Annotated in this window: 17 protein-coding genes; 10 read left to right on the top strand and 7 right to left on the bottom strand. The window is 62.0% G+C overall.

The features are described 5' to 3' along the window. The first annotated feature begins 1 nt into the window (after nt 1). The 8 genes from DFR34_RS04155 (at nt 2) to DFR34_RS04120 (ending at nt 5,114) form a co-directional block, all read left to right on the top strand. A complete protein-coding gene (locus DFR34_RS04155; protein WP_110389890.1) occupies nt 2-211 on the top strand; it encodes a CCE_0567 family metalloprotein in 210 nt (69 codons plus the stop codon). Between the two features lie 5 nt (nt 212-216). Further along, complete coding sequence (gene fdxB, locus DFR34_RS04150) at nt 217-495, top strand: ferredoxin III, nif-specific (RefSeq protein WP_110389889.1); 279 nt, start codon at nt 217-219, stop codon at nt 493-495. Then, complete coding sequence (locus DFR34_RS04145; RefSeq protein ID WP_110389888.1) at nt 495-845, top strand: hypothetical protein; 351 nt, start codon at nt 495-497, stop codon at nt 843-845. Before fdxB ends, DFR34_RS04145 begins: the two co-directional genes overlap by 1 nt. 3 nt (nt 846-848) lie before the next feature. Next, a complete protein-coding gene (locus tag DFR34_RS04140) occupies nt 849-1,265 on the top strand; it encodes a hypothetical protein (protein WP_110389887.1) in 417 nt (138 codons plus the stop codon). Nucleotides 1,266-1,800: 535 nt separating this feature from the next. Continuing rightward, the gene (locus tag DFR34_RS04135; RefSeq protein WP_110389886.1) at nt 1,801-2,124 is read left to right on the top strand and encodes a HesB/IscA family protein; all 324 of its coding nucleotides are present in this window, start codon (nt 1,801-1,803) and stop codon (nt 2,122-2,124) included. A gap of 147 nt (nt 2,125-2,271) precedes the next feature. After that, nucleotides 2,272-3,168, top strand: a complete 897-nt coding sequence (gene nifU / locus DFR34_RS04130) for a Fe-S cluster assembly protein NifU (protein WP_110389932.1) — start codon at nt 2,272-2,274, stop codon at nt 3,166-3,168. Between the two features lie 88 nt (nt 3,169-3,256). Next, entirely contained in the window at nt 3,257-4,465 is a 1,209-nt protein-coding gene (nifS, locus tag DFR34_RS04125) for a cysteine desulfurase NifS (RefSeq protein ID WP_110389885.1), read from the top strand. A 109-nt stretch (nt 4,466-4,574) separates the two neighbouring features. Continuing rightward, the gene (locus DFR34_RS04120; RefSeq protein ID WP_110389931.1) at nt 4,575-5,114 is read left to right on the top strand and encodes a flavodoxin; all 540 of its coding nucleotides are present in this window, start codon (nt 4,575-4,577) and stop codon (nt 5,112-5,114) included. A gap of 45 nt (nt 5,115-5,159) precedes the next feature. Here the strand turns inward: DFR34_RS04120 and DFR34_RS04115 are convergent, their stop codons facing one another. Next, nucleotides 5,160-6,863 (bottom strand): AAA family ATPase, encoded by a 1,704-nt coding sequence (locus DFR34_RS04115; protein WP_110389884.1) that lies wholly within the window; start codon nt 6,861-6,863, stop codon nt 5,160-5,162. A 292-nt stretch (nt 6,864-7,155) separates the two neighbouring features. On the opposite strand from DFR34_RS04115, the gene DFR34_RS04110 reads away from it, so the two are divergent. Further along, nucleotides 7,156-7,584, top strand: coding sequence for a CBS domain-containing protein (locus DFR34_RS04110; protein ID WP_110389883.1), 429 nt, complete (start codon nt 7,156-7,158; stop codon nt 7,582-7,584). Nucleotides 7,585-7,759: 175 nt separating this feature from the next. On the opposite strand, the gene trxC is transcribed toward DFR34_RS04110, so the two are convergent. Next, nucleotides 7,760-8,212: a thioredoxin TrxC gene (trxC, locus tag DFR34_RS04105; protein ID WP_110389930.1), complete on the bottom strand. Its 453-nt coding sequence runs from the start codon at nt 8,210-8,212 to the stop codon at nt 7,760-7,762. 145 nt (nt 8,213-8,357) lie between these two features. Between trxC and DFR34_RS04100 the strand changes: the two genes are divergently transcribed. Further along, nucleotides 8,358-9,011: a pyrimidine 5'-nucleotidase gene (locus DFR34_RS04100; RefSeq protein WP_110389882.1), complete on the top strand. Its 654-nt coding sequence runs from the start codon at nt 8,358-8,360 to the stop codon at nt 9,009-9,011. Nucleotides 9,012-9,106: 95 nt separating this feature from the next. On the opposite strand, the gene DFR34_RS04095 is transcribed toward DFR34_RS04100, so the two are convergent. The 5 genes from DFR34_RS04095 to DFR34_RS04075 all read right to left on the bottom strand — a co-directional run bounded on the left by DFR34_RS04095 (nt 9,107) and on the right by DFR34_RS04075 (nt 14,368). After that, the gene (locus tag DFR34_RS04095; RefSeq protein ID WP_110389881.1) at nt 9,107-10,201 is read right to left on the bottom strand and encodes a VanZ family protein; all 1,095 of its coding nucleotides are present in this window, start codon (nt 10,199-10,201) and stop codon (nt 9,107-9,109) included. Between the two features lie 58 nt (nt 10,202-10,259). Continuing rightward, nucleotides 10,260-11,324 carry an ABC transporter substrate-binding protein gene (locus DFR34_RS04090; protein ID WP_110389880.1) on the bottom strand — a complete coding sequence of 355 codons (1,065 nt, stop codon included), beginning with the start codon at nt 11,322-11,324 and terminating at the stop codon, nt 10,260-10,262. Nucleotides 11,325-11,574: 250 nt separating this feature from the next. Beyond that, entirely contained in the window at nt 11,575-12,351 is a 777-nt protein-coding gene (locus DFR34_RS04085; RefSeq protein WP_110389879.1) for an ABC transporter permease, read from the bottom strand. Beyond that, a complete protein-coding gene (locus DFR34_RS04080) occupies nt 12,344-13,276 on the bottom strand; it encodes an ABC transporter permease (protein WP_110389878.1) in 933 nt (310 codons plus the stop codon). The genes DFR34_RS04085 and DFR34_RS04080 overlap by 8 nt, the downstream gene beginning before the upstream one ends. A gap of 3 nt (nt 13,277-13,279) precedes the next feature. Further along, nucleotides 13,280-14,368: an ABC transporter ATP-binding protein gene (locus DFR34_RS04075; RefSeq protein ID WP_110389877.1), complete on the bottom strand. Its 1,089-nt coding sequence runs from the start codon at nt 14,366-14,368 to the stop codon at nt 13,280-13,282. Between the last annotated feature and the right edge of the window lie 354 nt (nt 14,369-14,722).

The raw sequence follows: 14,722 nt of genomic DNA, 5'->3' as shown, positions 1-14,722 counted from the left end.
GATGAGCGAAGACGAAATCCAGGCGCTTGATAAAGAAGTGAAAAAACTCAAGCGCATCGCCTCCGAGTGGGCGTCGCAATTGCACGATCTGGTGGAGGACCGCCTGCCGGCGGCCTACCACGAGATCCCGACCATTTCTCAATCCACTTACGATGCCTGCAAGGCCTGGGCGGACGCCACCGCCCGGCTGAAAGCAGCACAGAAAGGGTGATTCCCATGCCGCAAGTCACCGGCCTGACCCGTGGCGGATCCGAATGGATTCCGCAGTTTGTCACCGACCTGAACCAAGAAAAATGCATCGGCTGCGGCCGCTGCTATAAGGTCTGTCCGCGCGACGTGCTCGACCTGGTCGAGCGCGAGCTGGAGGACGACGACGAAGACGACGACAACATGATGGTGATGTCGATCGCCAACGCCAATGACTGCATTGGCTGTGGCTCCTGTGGCCGCGTCTGCCCCAAGGACTGCTACAGCTACGAGCCGCTGGCCGCCTGATGCCGGCCACGCTGGATCCCGCCGTGGGCGAATCACTGTGCGCGGCGCTGCGTGAGCAGGCCGCGCGCCTTGGCGTCTCGCTGGGCGACGAGCCCATCTGGGCCCAGGCCAGCCTGAGCGAAGCGGCCGACCCTTACACCCAGGCGGTCAGCGTGCTGGCCACCTGGCGGGGCGGCGCGCGCTATGGCCAAGCGACATTTTTTCCCGACGGCCGGGTGTTTGCCGAATACCAAGTGCTGGCGCCGCACCCCACGCGGCCCGGCTGCTTTATTGACGCGGTGCAGGTTTGGGGCGCGCCCGCCGCGTGGCGCGGCGAAGCCGTGTTGATTGAGCTGCCCGCCGAGGATTGACCCATGTCCTTGCAACCGCGCCTGTTGCTGTTGCACAAGCATCGCACCAGCGGCCGCGTGCGCTATCTGCGCCTGCCCGACGGCATGCTGGCCTTTGCGCCGCTGCCTGCGCTGGCCATGCTGCGCGATCCTGGCTATGCGCCCAAATTGTATTTTCATCCGGCCACGGTAACGCGCGAAGCCGAAGCCTGGCTGGCCCTGCCCGCCGGCAGCATCGAACTGGACGCCGAGTTTCATTGCTGGGTGGATACGCCAGAAGGCGATGTGCCGGTGTTGCTGGGGGCGTTTACCGCGATTGACCCGCCGTTTGACGCCGCCGAGCGCTGCGCCGGGCGGTTTATCCAGCTGACCGAGGCGCGGCAGTGCCGCGAGGTGGAGCTGGAGATTCTGCGCCTGGCGTATGAGCATGTGTTGGGGTGAGGGTGTGTGAGCTTTGGTTGCGCTGGGGTGTGGTCTGTGATGAGTGGCTGCGCTGGCGCGCAGCGGCTGGATTTTGGGCGGGGCTTCGCCCCGCACCCGACCCCTTTTCTTTGTCTCGCCAAAGAAAAGGGGGAAAAGAAAGGCGACCCGGGCGCCGCGCCCTTCGGGTTCCCTGTGCTTCTCGAAAGTCAGGGCCGCCACGGAATGGCGCGTCGGCTGCGCCGCCGCTTAGCCGTGGCGGACAGCTCCCTGACTTTCTGCGATGCTCGGCGCGCCACACGGGGGACACGGCGGGCTAAGCGCCACGGGCGGCGCGTTGAATTGCGCCATACGCGGCTGTGTGCAATATATGGCGCATTTGGTCCGTTGTCTTGTGTGTGGCTGTCGGTCGTAGAGCCGACAGTGACAATGTTTTGTTTGTGACAATTCCGGGGTGTGTTTGCGTAAATATTTGATTTTAATCAAATTTGCGCAGCGCAACAAATGGCACGGGGTTTGCTGACATCTCCATCAGGGACAACCAGGAGATTCCGCCATGATCACACTTACCCCCGCCGCCAAAAAAGCCATCGAACGCTTCATCCGGGGTTCTGAAACCCCTGTCGCCGGTCTGCGCCTGACCGTGTCCGGCGGCGGTTGCTCTGGCCTGCAATACGGCATGCGTCTGGAAACCGAAAAAGCCGACGACGATTGGTCGTTCGATATCGACGGCGTGACCATTCTGGTCGATCCGATCACCCACCCGATGATTGACAGCGTGAACATTGATTTCATCGACACGCTGACCCACACCGGCTTCCGTTTTGATAATCCGAGTGCCAGCGCGCAGTGTTCCTGCGGCCAGTCGTTCTCCGTGTAAGGCTGTTTTTTTGTTTTTGCGCTGCCTGACGCCCCATCCCCCCGACCGACTGGCGTCGCGCAGCAAGACGCAGCATTTTCCAGAACACGCGACACGCCCGCGCGCCGGATGCGCCGGGGCGGTCGCCATGCCCAGGAGGCCCCCATCATGTGGGAATATTCCGACAAAGTTCGTGAGCACTTTTTCAACCCGCGCAACGCTGGCCCGCTGGAAGACGCCAATGGCATTGGCGATGTGGGTTCGATCCAGTGCGGGGACGCGCTGCGCCTGATGCTCAAGGTGAACCCGGAAAGCGAAGTCATCGAAGACGCGCACTTCCAGACCTTTGGCTGCGGTTCGGCCATTGCTTCGTCGTCGGCGCTGACCGAGATGATCAAGGGCATGACCCTGGACGAGGCGCTGAAGGTCTCCAACCAGGACATCGCTGATTTTCTGGATGGCCTGCCGCCAGAAAAAATGCACTGTTCGGTGATGGGCCGCGAAGCGCTGCAAGCGGCGGTGGCCAACTACCGTGGTGAAGAATGGAAAGACGACCACGAAGAAGGTGCGCTGGTGTGCAAGTGCTTTGCCGTGGACGCGGTGATGATCGAAGACGTGATTCGCGCCAACAATCTGCACACCGTCGAAGAAGTCACTTTCTACACCAAGGCTGGCGGCGGTTGCGCGGCTTGCCATGAGGGCATCGAAGAAATCCTGGCCAAGGTCAAGGCCGACAGCCCGGGCGCTGGCGAAGTGTCGCCGCCGCCGGCCTGTCCGGCCACGCCGGAAGCGCCCAAGCCGCCGGCCAAGAAGCTGTCCATCGTGGAAAAAATCAAAAAAATCGAAGAAGTGCTGGAGTCGGTGCGCCCGATGCTGCAACGCGACCACGGCGATGTCGAGCTGGCCGATGTGCAGGGCAAGAAAATCTATGTGCACCTCAAGGGCGCCTGCTCGGGCTGCATGATGGAAGCCGCCACCTTGGGCGGCATCCAGCAAAAGATGATCGAAACGCTGGGCGAGCTGGTGCAGGTGCTGCCGTCCTCGCACATGCCGGCCGAAGCCTGATTTCCGATTCACCGGGTTTTACTGGATTGTCTGTCAGCCGGGCGGCGCGCGCCGCCCGGCCTCTCTCCCCGCTAGTTTGGAGTCGCCCATGGAACCGATCTATCTGGACAATAACGCCACCACCCGGGTTGACCCTGCCGTGGTGGAAGCCATGCTGCCGTTTTTCACCGAACACTTTGGCAACGCCTCGTCGATGCACGCCTTTGGCAGCCAGGTGGGCAAGGCGCTGAAAAACGCCCGCAGCCAGGTGCAGGCCCTGCTGGGCGCCGAGCATGATTCGGAAATCATCTTCACCTCCTGCGGCACCGAATCCGACTCCACCGCCATCCTGTCGGCGCTGAAAGCCCAGCCCGACCGCAACACCATCATCACCACCGTGGTCGAGCACCCGGCCATCCTCACCCTGTGCGAGTGGCTGGAAAAAGAAGGCTATATCGTCCACAAGCTGAAAGTGGACAAGCGCGGCCGGCTGGACATGGACGAATACAAATCGCTGCTGAATGACCGCGTGGCGATTGTCTCGGTGATGTGGGCCAATAACGAAACCGGCACGATTTTCCCGGTGGTGGAAATGGCCGAACTGGCCGCCGCCAAGGGCATCATGTTTCACACCGACGCCGTGCAGGCGGTGGGCAAGATCCCCATCGACCTGAAAAACACCAAGATCGACATGCTGTCGCTGTCTGGCCACAAACTGCACGCGCCCAAGGGCATTGGCGTGCTCTACCTGCGTCGCGGCTGCCGCTTCCGCCCGCTGCTGCGCGGCGGCCACCAAGAGCGCGGCCGTCGCGCCGGCACCGAGAACTCCGCCTCCATTGTCGCCCTGGGCATGGCCTGCGAGCTGGCCATGCAGCATATGGACGCCGAAAACACCACGGTGAAGGCGCTGCGCGACAAGCTGGAAAAAGGCATCCTCAGCCAGGTCAGCCATTGCTTTGTCACCGGCGACCCCAGCAACCGCCTGCCCAACACCTGCAATATTGCGTTTGAGTACATCGAAGGCGAGGCCATCCTGCTGCTGCTAAACAAGCTGGGCATCGCGTGCAGCTCGGGCTCGGCCTGCACCTCGGGCTCGCTGGAGCCCTCGCATGTGATGCGCGCCATGGGCATCCCCTATACCGCCGCCCACGGCACCATCCGCTTCTCGCTGTCGCGCTACAACACCGAAGCCGAAGTCGATCGGGTGATTGCCGCTGTGCCGGACATCATCGCCCAACTGCGCAAGCTGTCGCCGTACTGGGGCGACAAAGGCCCGTCGGCCAACCCGGAAGCCAGTTTTGCACCGACTTATGCCTGATGTTTTCTTCCCTCCGGCAATGCTGCGTATTGCCTGAATTGAGATCCCCGGCCCCACCGGGGATTTTTTTCATCACCTCACCATGACTGACTATAAGGAGAGTCTCATCATGTCCCAGATTGGCGTATTTTTTGGCACCACTTCCGGCTCCACCCGCAAAGTGGCGAAAATGATCAAAAAACGCTTTGACGACGCCGTGATGGCCGCGCCGTTGAACATCAACCGCACCGACGCCGAGGTATTCGCCAGCTACCCCCTGCTGCTGCTGGGCACCTCCACCGTGGGCGAAGGCCAACTGCCCGGCGCCAGCGCCGACAGCGAAGCCAGCTGGGAAGAAGCCATGGTCAAACTGGCCGGCGTGGACCTCAGCGGCAAAACCGTGGCGCTGTTCGGCCTGGGCGACCAAAGCCGCTACCCCGAGCGCTTTGCCAGCGGCCTGCGCGACCTGTATGAGTTTGTGATCAGCAAAGGCGCCGCCGTGGTCGGCCAATGGCCAACCGAAGGCTATGAATTCGAGCAATCGCGCGCCGTGGTGGACGGCCAGTTTGTCGGCCTGGTGCTGGATTTATCCAACCAATCGCAACTCACCGAAGCCCGGCTGGACGCCTGGCTGAAGCAGATTGCCCCGGTGTTTGGTTTGCCGGGGTAAGGCGTTGCGCTGCCCGTGCAGGAAGGACATCCTGCACGGGTACTCTCACCCCACCCCCACCACATCCATCCCCCGAAACGCCGAGCAGCGGATAAACACCTCCAGCGTCGGCGCTACCGCCTTGTGGTGGCAGTATTTGGCCACCAGTTTGGCCAGGCCTTTGATGTCGCGGCCGGTGGCGGCGGGAAAGCGGCTGGCCAGTTCGTCCATCAGCGCGGGGTCAAGCGCCAGGCCAAATTGCTCGCTCATCACCGCCCAGATGCGCCGGCGGTCGTCGTGTTGGGGTGGGTGAAAGCGGATCAGGGCGATGCAGCGCGAGACAATTGCCTCGTCGATGTCGTCCACCCGGTTGGTGGTGAGAAACAGCAGGCCGTTGAAATATTCCAGCACGCGCAGGAACACGCCGACCACGGCGTTCATGGTGATATTGTCGTCGCGGCGTTTGATATAGACATCGGCTTCGTCGATCAGCATCACCGCGCCCCAGCGCTGGGCGCGGGTGAGCACTTCTTTCAGCGCGGTTTCCATGGCGCCGACGTTCAGCCCCAGTTGGCCAGAGTGCACGCGGTAGAGCGGGCGCTGGATGATTTCGGCGTACACCTCGGCGGTCAGGGTTTTGCCCACCCCGGCCGGGCCGGCGCACAGCACGGTGGTGCCGCCGGATTTGCCGGCGACGATGTCGTCCATCAGCACGTCCATTTCGGCGGTGAGGATGTCGATCAGGTCGGTTTGCTGTGGCGGCAGCACCAGCTTGGTTTTCAGCGCCGGTTGATAGACATACGGCGTCATGTCGTCCACATGCACCCACACATAGTGGTGCAGATCCAGGTGGAAGGTGAGGATGTAAAAATGCACCGGCAGCTCGGTGAACGCGCCCCTGGGCATCTGGCCTTGCAGGGTTTCCAGGTCGGCTTCCTGGCGGCTGCTCAACAGATTGCTGCGGGTGAGCCGGCGCAGAAATTTGCTGAGGATGTCGCCAGTGGCGTCCAGCGCCAGCGGGCGTTCGCCCAGAATGCCTTCGTCGTTGACCAGCCGCGCCGGCTGGCCGGTGGACGACAGAATCACCACATCCTTGCGCGCATAGTCGGTGTCGCGGTGGGTGGCGGTGGGGTTGTCGGCAAACCAGCCCACCCCACGCGCAGAAAACTGCGCGCCGTAGCGCGCGCGCCAGTCAAAATAGCGCTCGGCGGCTTCGTCGTAGCTGGCCAACAGCGCCGGGGTTTCTTTGACAAAACCTTTGTGCGCCAGCGCCTCGGCCAGGGTGCGCCCGGCAATGTCGGCGGCCGACAGGCGCACGGTGACGGTGGCCAGCCGCGCGCGTGAATTGGCCTTGAGCTCGATAAACACTTTGCCGGTTTCGTCTTCCGATGGCGGGGTGTAATCCAGCCGGCTCACCACATAGGCCAGCGGCTTGCCGGTGATTTGCGCCGAAAACAGCCAGCCGCGTAGCGCGCCGTCAATCAGATAATGCGCCAGCGCCGGGGCCAGCGCATCCAGCTCGTCTTCGCCAAAGCGCGCGCCGCCTGCCGCCAGCGCCTGTTGCAGGGTGAGCAACTGCGCAGCCTGCGCGCGCAGGGTGACGCCGCCGGCCTGATAGCGGGTCACCAGCTGCGCCAGCTCGGCGTCGTGCAAATCGGCAAACGCCATCTCCACCCGATTGCCAAAGCGCAGCTGCGCTGCCCAGGGTTGCAATCGGGGAAACTCGGCCAACAAGGCTTCAAAGTGCCCGCGCTCGATGCTGACTTTCATGGCGCTTACCTGTGTGCAAAAGAAAGTGTGCGTGCAGCGAGTTTTGTGCCAGACAAATATATTTTTAAAAACAATGGATTGAATTTTTTTGTGGCGTGGATTGTCAAGCATGGCACACCGCCAGGCTGTACCCCGGTGGACGTGCCTACAGCATGCCGCAACTTGCCCTGCATTCCAGCCGGATAGCGGCTATAACTCAAAAGCACGCCTGTCGCCGGCCTGGCGACCTGCTGAGCCCTGGCGCCGTCCTTTGCGCCCCTTGCCTATCGTATGACGCAACCAAGGAGAGACCATGCTGACCGTTCGCCAATTGTTGAAAGAAAAACCCGCCGGTTTTTTTAGCGTGCCGCTGGACGCCACCGTGCTGCAAGCCCTGCAAGTGATGGCCGAGCACAATGTGGGCGCTGTGCTGGTGATGGAGGGGGAAAGCCTGCGCGGGATTTTTTCCGAGCGTGATTACGCCCGCCGCGTGGTGTTGTTGGGCAAGACTTCGGCTACCACGCTGGTGGGCGAAATCATGACCAACAAGGTGTGTTATATCGGCCCCGAGCATACGGTGGATCAGTGCATGGCGCTGATGACTGACAAAAACATCCGCCACTTGCCGGTGCTGGAGCATGGCGCTGTGCTGGGCATGGTGTCGATGCGCGATGTGGTGCGCGCCACGCTGGATGCCCAGGCGCAAACCATTGAGCAACTGGTGAGTTACATCCAGCAGTAAGAGTCACTCACCACCCTGGCGTTGTGGTGTGACTTTGCCGTACGACTTGTACTGTCTGCGGTCACACACCTGGCCAGCGCCGCTGCGCTGGCTTTGGTGAGCGCGCTTACCCCGTGCGCTTTGGCCCGAATGGCGGCCGGCGCTGGGGAGGCCGATTGCCGTCCTGGCTTGTCTGCTATTTGCCCGCCTGTCGCAGCCCGGCCGCCAGCCAGCGCTGAATGCTGGCGGCGTCCATCGCGCCGGCCTGGCGTTGTACTTCTTGTCCATTCACAAACAACACCAATGTGGGAATGCTGCGGATATTAAAGCGCTGGCCCAGCGTGGTTTCGGTCTGGGTGTTGATTTTGGCAAAGCGCACCTGCGGCAGTGCGGCAGCGGCCTGGGCAAAGGCCGGGGCCATCATCTGGCAGGGGCCGCACCACGGCGCCCAGAAATCCACCAATACCGGAATCTCATTGCGGCGCAGATGGCGCTCGGCATTGTCCACCGTCAGTTCCAGGGGCTGGCCGCTCAGCAGCGGCTGATGACAATGGCCACAGTTGGGCGCATCGGCCAGCCGGGCGGCGGGCAGGCGATTGATGCCGTCGCAGTGCGGGCACACCAGGTGCAGAGGGTCAGGCGAGCGCATGGCGGTTTCCGTCAGCAAGAAAAAGATAACCCACAGATAAGGGGCTGTGCTGACACTTTCAAGTATTGTAGTTCGTTAGCCTGCGTTGGCCCCGGCGCTGGCCGTGCTAAGCTAGCCGGCCTGATTGTTTTTGTCCCGTCTTGCCATGCCGTCTTCCCGTTTATGGGTCTTTGACCTGGATAACACTCTGCACAATGCCAGCGCCGGGGTGTTTCCGCTGATCAACCAGCAGATGACCGATTACATCGCCCAGCACCTGCAATTGGAGCAAGCCGCCGCCAATCAGGTGCGCGAAGCCTACTGGCGGCGCTATGGCGCCACGCTCACCGGCATGATTCGCCAGCACGGCGCCGACCCCACGCATTTCTTGCACCACACCCACCCTCTACCCGAATTGCTGGCGCAGGTGCGCCACGAGCCTGGGCTGCCGGCCTTGTTGGCGCGCTTGCCGGGCGACAAGGTGGTGTTCTCCAACGGCCCCAGCCGCTATGTGCGGGCGGTGTGCCGACATCTGGGCATTTTGCCCTTGCTGCGCGACTGCTTTGGTGTGGACCGCCTGAGCTTTCATCCCAAGCCCGACCCGCGCGCCTACCGGCGCGTGCTGGCCGCCATGGGCCGTCGGCCAGAACAGTGCGTGCTGGTGGAGGATTCCCTGGCCAATCTGCTGACTGCGCGGCGATTGGGCATGCGCACGGCGTGGCTGGCTCCGGCTGGCACGGTGGGCAAGCCGGCTTATGTGGACGTGCGTTTGCGCCAGATTGGCGAGCTGGCCCGCCATGTGCGGTTGGCCAAGATGTAAGCGCAGCTCACAAAACGTCTCGCAGTGCGCCTGGGACAGTACAAGCAGTAGGGTAAGGTCGGGCAACGACGCCAGGAGGGTTTTGTTAGTCGCGCTTACCAGCGCTCGCGGCGCAACTGGCGGCTGATCGACAACAGCACGCACGCCAGTGCCGCCCACGGCCACAGCCGGTTGGCGAATTCGGATAGGGCGTTGATATTGGTCAGATGGTAAGCCCAGCGGAACAGCCCGCGCTGGTCGTCGTCGGCCGCTACCAGTGGCCATTGTGCCGCCGCAAGTTGCGCCAGGCCCAGCAACAGCAGTGCGCAGATGCTTTGCACCAGCCGCTGGGTGTGGCACAGCAGCCAGGTCAGCACGCCGCCCAGCGCCAGGCCGGCCAGCACATGCGGGTTGATCCAGGCAAAATACGCCACCGGCTTGAGCATGGCGGCGGCCACCGCCACCTTGAACAACCAGGCCAGCAGAAAAAACCCGCCCAGCACCGGCGCATAATCGCGCCGTCGCGCCAGAAAACTGGCGATAAACAACAGCGTGGCGGTCAGGTTCAGCATCGCCCCGCCGGCTTCCAGCAGAAACAAAAACAAGGCTGGATCGGCAATCGGTGATTCAAACGGCTGCGGCAGCCCTTCCGGCATCACCACCACGCCAAACAGCGGGTTGGCCGGATTGATCTGGGTGAGAAACCACAGCGCCACCAGCATCAAGGCGTAGTCGGCGCTGTTGTCGGCCAGCAGCCAGCGCCGGCGCAGCCGCTGCATGGCGCGGCCCAGCCGCACTGTCCACGGCAGCGTAGCCAGCAAGCCGCCAGCCAGCGCACCCGCGGCATTGCACAGCACGTCCAGATTGGACGCCACCCGCATCGGCAGATACAGCTGGATGATTTCAATTACCAGGCTGGTCAGCGCCCCCAGGCCCAGCGCCGCCAACACGCCCAGCCAGGCCGGCCGGAACATGCGCGCCAAGGCGACGCCATACGGCACATAGGCCAGCACATTGACGCCCTGATCAAAGGCGGTGCGGTAATACGGCAGCGGATACAGCAGAAAATCCAGCCAGGGTTGGCCGTTGAATTCCCATTCGGTGAACGGGTAAAGACTGACCACCACCAGCGCACCCAGATAACTGAGGGCAAACCAGTGCGGCACCCGGTGCGGGGCGGGCGGCAAAGAAGGCAGGATTGGCGGCGTCATGGCTGTGCGCCGCCCGCCCGATGCCGGGCGAGCGGACTGCGCCAGAAGCGGGAGAGCATTACTTCAGCTTGATTTCCGACCACAGCTTGTTCAACTCACGACGTTGCTTGCCGTTGAGGTCTTGCAGCTGTTGCAGCTTGGGCAGCGCTTCCTTGCTCGGGAAGATGGCCGACAGCTTGGTGATCTCCGGCTTCACGTTCGGCATGGCGGCCTGATTGGGGTTGCCGGCGCCCACTTCGTTGGTCAGCTCGGCGGCGTTCTTGCCATCCAGCATGAAGTTGATGAACTTGTGCGCCAAGTCCTTGCGCGGGGCGTCTTTCAGGATCACCAGATTATCCATCGACAGGGTGTTGCCTTCTTGTTGCAGGCTGAAGTTCAGCTTGAACGGGCGCTTGGCCTTCAGCGCATCCTGCTGGGCCTGGAACAGGTCGTTGGAATACCCCAGCGACACCCAGGCGTTGCCCACGGTCAGCTCTTTGATATAGCTCTGGTTGTTGAACGCTGCCCAGTACGGCTTGGCCTTCAGAATCACCTGCTGGGCCTGCTTCCACTTGGCCGGGTCGGTTTCGTTGGCCGGGTAGCCCAGATACATCAGCGCGGCGGCCATCAGCTCGCGCTGCGAATCCAGCACGGTGACCTTGCCCTTGATCTTGGAGACCACGGCCGGATCAAAAATCAGCGCCCAGCTATTGGCCTTGTCCAGCACGCCAGCTTTTTGCAGCTGGGTTTCGTTATAGCCCAGCACCGTGGTGGTGAAGGCGTACGGCACTGAATAGGTGTTGGCCTTGTCGAAGAAACCGCCCATATAACCCGGGTTGATGTTCTTCAGATTGCTCAGCTGCGCCTTGTCCAGCGGCGCGGCGCCTTTCTGGCCGATCAGCGTTTGCACGGCAAAACCGGTGGGCACCACAATATCGTAGCCCTTGGCGCCCGCGGCCAGCTTGGCCAGCATCTCTTCGTTGTCGCCGTAGTAATCCTGCACCAGCTTACACTTGCACGACTGCTCAAAGCGCTTGGCAGTGGCTTCGGTCAGGTAGTTGTTCCAGTTGTACAGGTGCAGCTCATCAGCGGCAAACGCCATGGAACTGGCCAGCAAGGACATCGACAGCAGCAGCTTTTTCATCTTGTTCCCTTTAAGGTTCGGTCAAAATCAAGTCACACACACTGCACACCTGCTTGCTGGCTGGCCGGCAAACAGGCAGAAATTATCCCACTCACGCGCCATCGTGCCCAGGCGGGCATCCAGAACTCGCCGCCGCGTGGCGCGGGTGAAGGCTCAACACCACCGTCACCCTCAGCGCGCCGTGGCCGCTTGCCAGGGGGGCGACGCAGTGAGAAACAAAACGGCGATGGTGAAGCACCGATGCGGCCCATCACTCCGCCCGCAAGGCCCCCGGCGACACTTTGGACACCAGTACAATCAAACACAAGGTCAGCACCATCAACAGCGTCGAAATGGCATTCACCTCTGGCGTTACTGCGATCTTGATCATCGAATAAATCTGCAAAGGCAGCGTCGATGAGCCCACCCCGGCGGTAAAGAAGGTAATCACAAAGTCGTCAATCGACAAGGTGAACGCCATCAGGCCGCCGGCGAGAATGCCCGGCATGATCTGCGGCAGCGTCACCAGCCGGAAAGCCTGCCACGGCGTGGCGCCCAGGTCGCGGGCGGCTTCCACCAGGCTGTTGTCCATGCCCTGCATGCGCGCGCGCACCACAATCGCCACAAAGCCGATGCAAAACGCCACATGGGCCAGAATGATCGAGGTCATGCCCAGGGTGACATTCAGCAACACAAAGAAAATCAGCAGGCTCACGCCCATCAGGATTTCCGGGATGGCGATCGGGGTCAGCACCAGGAAGGGCAGCAGGCGCAGCTTGTAGCGGTGCATGGCAATGCCGGCCAGCGCGCCAAAAAAGGTGGCCGCCAGTGCCGACACCACGCCAATCACCATCGAATTGCGCGCCGCCACCAGCATTTCGCGGTTATTGAACAGCTTATGGTACCAGTCCAGGGTGAAGCCCACCCACTCGGCGTTGAGCTTGGAATCGTTGAACGAATACACCACCACGATCACCAGCGGCAGGTACAGGAACACATAGGCCAGCGCCGCCGCCGCCCACAGCCACCAGGATTGTCGTTTAGCCATGTTTCTGCTTCGCCTTCTGTTTGCCGCGCCCCACGGCGGCGGCCAGACCCGCCATCAGCAGCACGCCGCCGGTCAGCATGATCGACAGCACGGCGCCAAACGGCCAGTCGCGGGTTTCCAGGAATTGCTGCTTGATCAGGTTGCCGATCATGATGCCCTCAGTGCCGCCGATGATGTCCGGCACGGCAAACATGCCCAGCGCCGGGATAAACACCAGCGCCGCACCGGCGTACACGCCAGGCAGCGACAAGGGCCAGGTGATCTTCCAGAAGCGCTGCCAGGCCGAAGCGCCCAAATCCTGCGCAGCGTCCAGCAAGGCCATGTCGTGCTTTTCCAGATTGGCGTACAGCGGCAACACCATGAATGGCAGATGCACGTACACCAGGCAGACAATCACCGCAAACGGGGTGAACAGCAGGCTGACCGGCTCGTGGCCAAACGCCGTCACCACCAGATTGATGGCCTTGCTCAGCGCCGATTGCGGGCCGAGCAGAATCATCCAGGCATAAATCCGGATCAGAAAATTCGACCAGAACGGCAGAATCACCAGCAACAGCATCAGGTCGCGGTATTTTTTCGGGCTGCGCGCAATCAGCCAGGCCAGCGGGTAGCCCATGGCGATGCAAATCAGCGTGGTCAGCGTGGCGTACCACAGTGATTTGATGAACAGCTCGATATACAGCGGCTCGTCCACCAGCCGGACAAAGCTTTCCAGCGTCAGATAATCGCGCCAGTTATCCAGGGTGATGTCCAGCACCAGCTTGCCGGTGGCCGGGTCTTCCGAGGTCAGCGGCATCAGCCCGCCGTAATCGCCAGGGTAGCGAAAGGCGGCAAACATCATGATCAGCGACGGCAGCAAGAAAAACACCACCAGATACGCCAGCGGCGGCCACGACAGCAGCCATTTTCCCAAACGTTCCTGCATGGCTTACTCCGTCAGGAAGCTGCCGGCATCAAAACGCCAGGCGATTTCAACCAGATCATTGTCGTCAAACAGCTTGGCCAGGCCCGGCGCCGAATTGGGCAGCATGGCCTCGATGCGCACGCCCTCGCCCACTTCAACGATGTACAGCGTCACATCGCCCATGTACAGACAGTCATGCACGCGGCCCTTGAAGTAAGCCTCGTTGGCCAGCTCGGGCAGTTCGCGGTCGAGTTTGATTTTTTCCGGGCGCAGCGCCAGCCAGCCTTGCTGGCCCACTGTCACACCTTCGCGCGCCAGCGCCTTCATTTCGCCGCAGCCCTTGATGGCGATGGTCATCGTGCCGTCGCCGTGGATGGCCTTGACTTCGCTTTCCAGCACATTGCACTGGCCGATGAAATCCGCCACAAAGCGGTTGCGCGGGTAGCTGTAGATGGTTTCCGGCATGTCCAACTGCTCAACCTGACCACTGTTCATCACCGCAATGCGGTGCGACAGCGCCAGCGCCTCGCCCTGGTCATGGGTGACGTAGACAAAGGTGATGCCGACTTCTTTTTGCAGATTGATCAGCTCGATCTGCATTTCTTCGCGCAGCTTGGCGTCCAGCGCCGACAGCGGCTCGTCCAGCAGCAAGAGGCGCGGGCGGTCCACCAGCGCGCGGGCAATCGCCACCCGCTGGCGTTGGCCACCGGACAGCTCGTGCGGGTAGCGTGTGCCGAATTTGCTCAGGCGCACGTCTTCCAGCAGTTCGTCCACTTGCGGGGCGATTTTGTCAGCGCTCCAGCCGGCCATTTTCAGCGGAAAGGCGATGTTTTCGCGCACGGTCATGTGCGGAAACAGCGCATAGCTCTGGAATACTGTATGCACCGGGCGCTTTTCGGGCGGCACATTGGACACATCCTTGCCATCCAGCAGGATTTCGCCGCTGTCGGGCTGTTCAAAGCCGGCCAGCATGCGCAAGAGCGTGGTTTTGCCGCAGCCGGACGGCCCGAGCAGGGTGAAGAACTCGCCAGCGTTGACCGACAGGCTGACGTGGTTGACCGCGGTGAAGTCCCCGAACCGCTTGACTACATTACGAATTTCAAGAAGCGCCATGGTGTTCCCGTCCGACCGGCGGCCGGACGCCGTGAGAAGAATTCAATCCGTCGCGCCTGGCCCAAGGCCGCTGCGCGTCCCGTAACATGACATAGTGCCGGAAATCCGGCCCCCCGTCATGCTGGGGGTGTGGAACTGGGTTCCGTAGCGTGGCTTGTGGGGGTGAAGCAAGGGGTGGGCCACGGCGATGAGGTGGCATTGTTCAGCGCCACTTGGCGTCGCTGATAAAACTCAGCGAAGCGATTCTGGCTAGGTGTGCGGCCGTAGGCAGTGCAAGCCGTACGGCAAGGCCGCACAACGACGCCAGGAGGGTGAGCGGCGCTCAGGCCCGGCTGGGCGTCGCACGCCGATGAA

Source organism: Rivihabitans pingtungensis, assembly GCF_003201855.1.
Classification (GTDB): Bacteria; Pseudomonadota; Gammaproteobacteria; order Burkholderiales; family Aquaspirillaceae; genus Rivihabitans; species Rivihabitans pingtungensis.
Note: the sequence above shows the minus strand (reverse complement) of the source record. Positions and strands in the feature narration are given on the sequence as shown.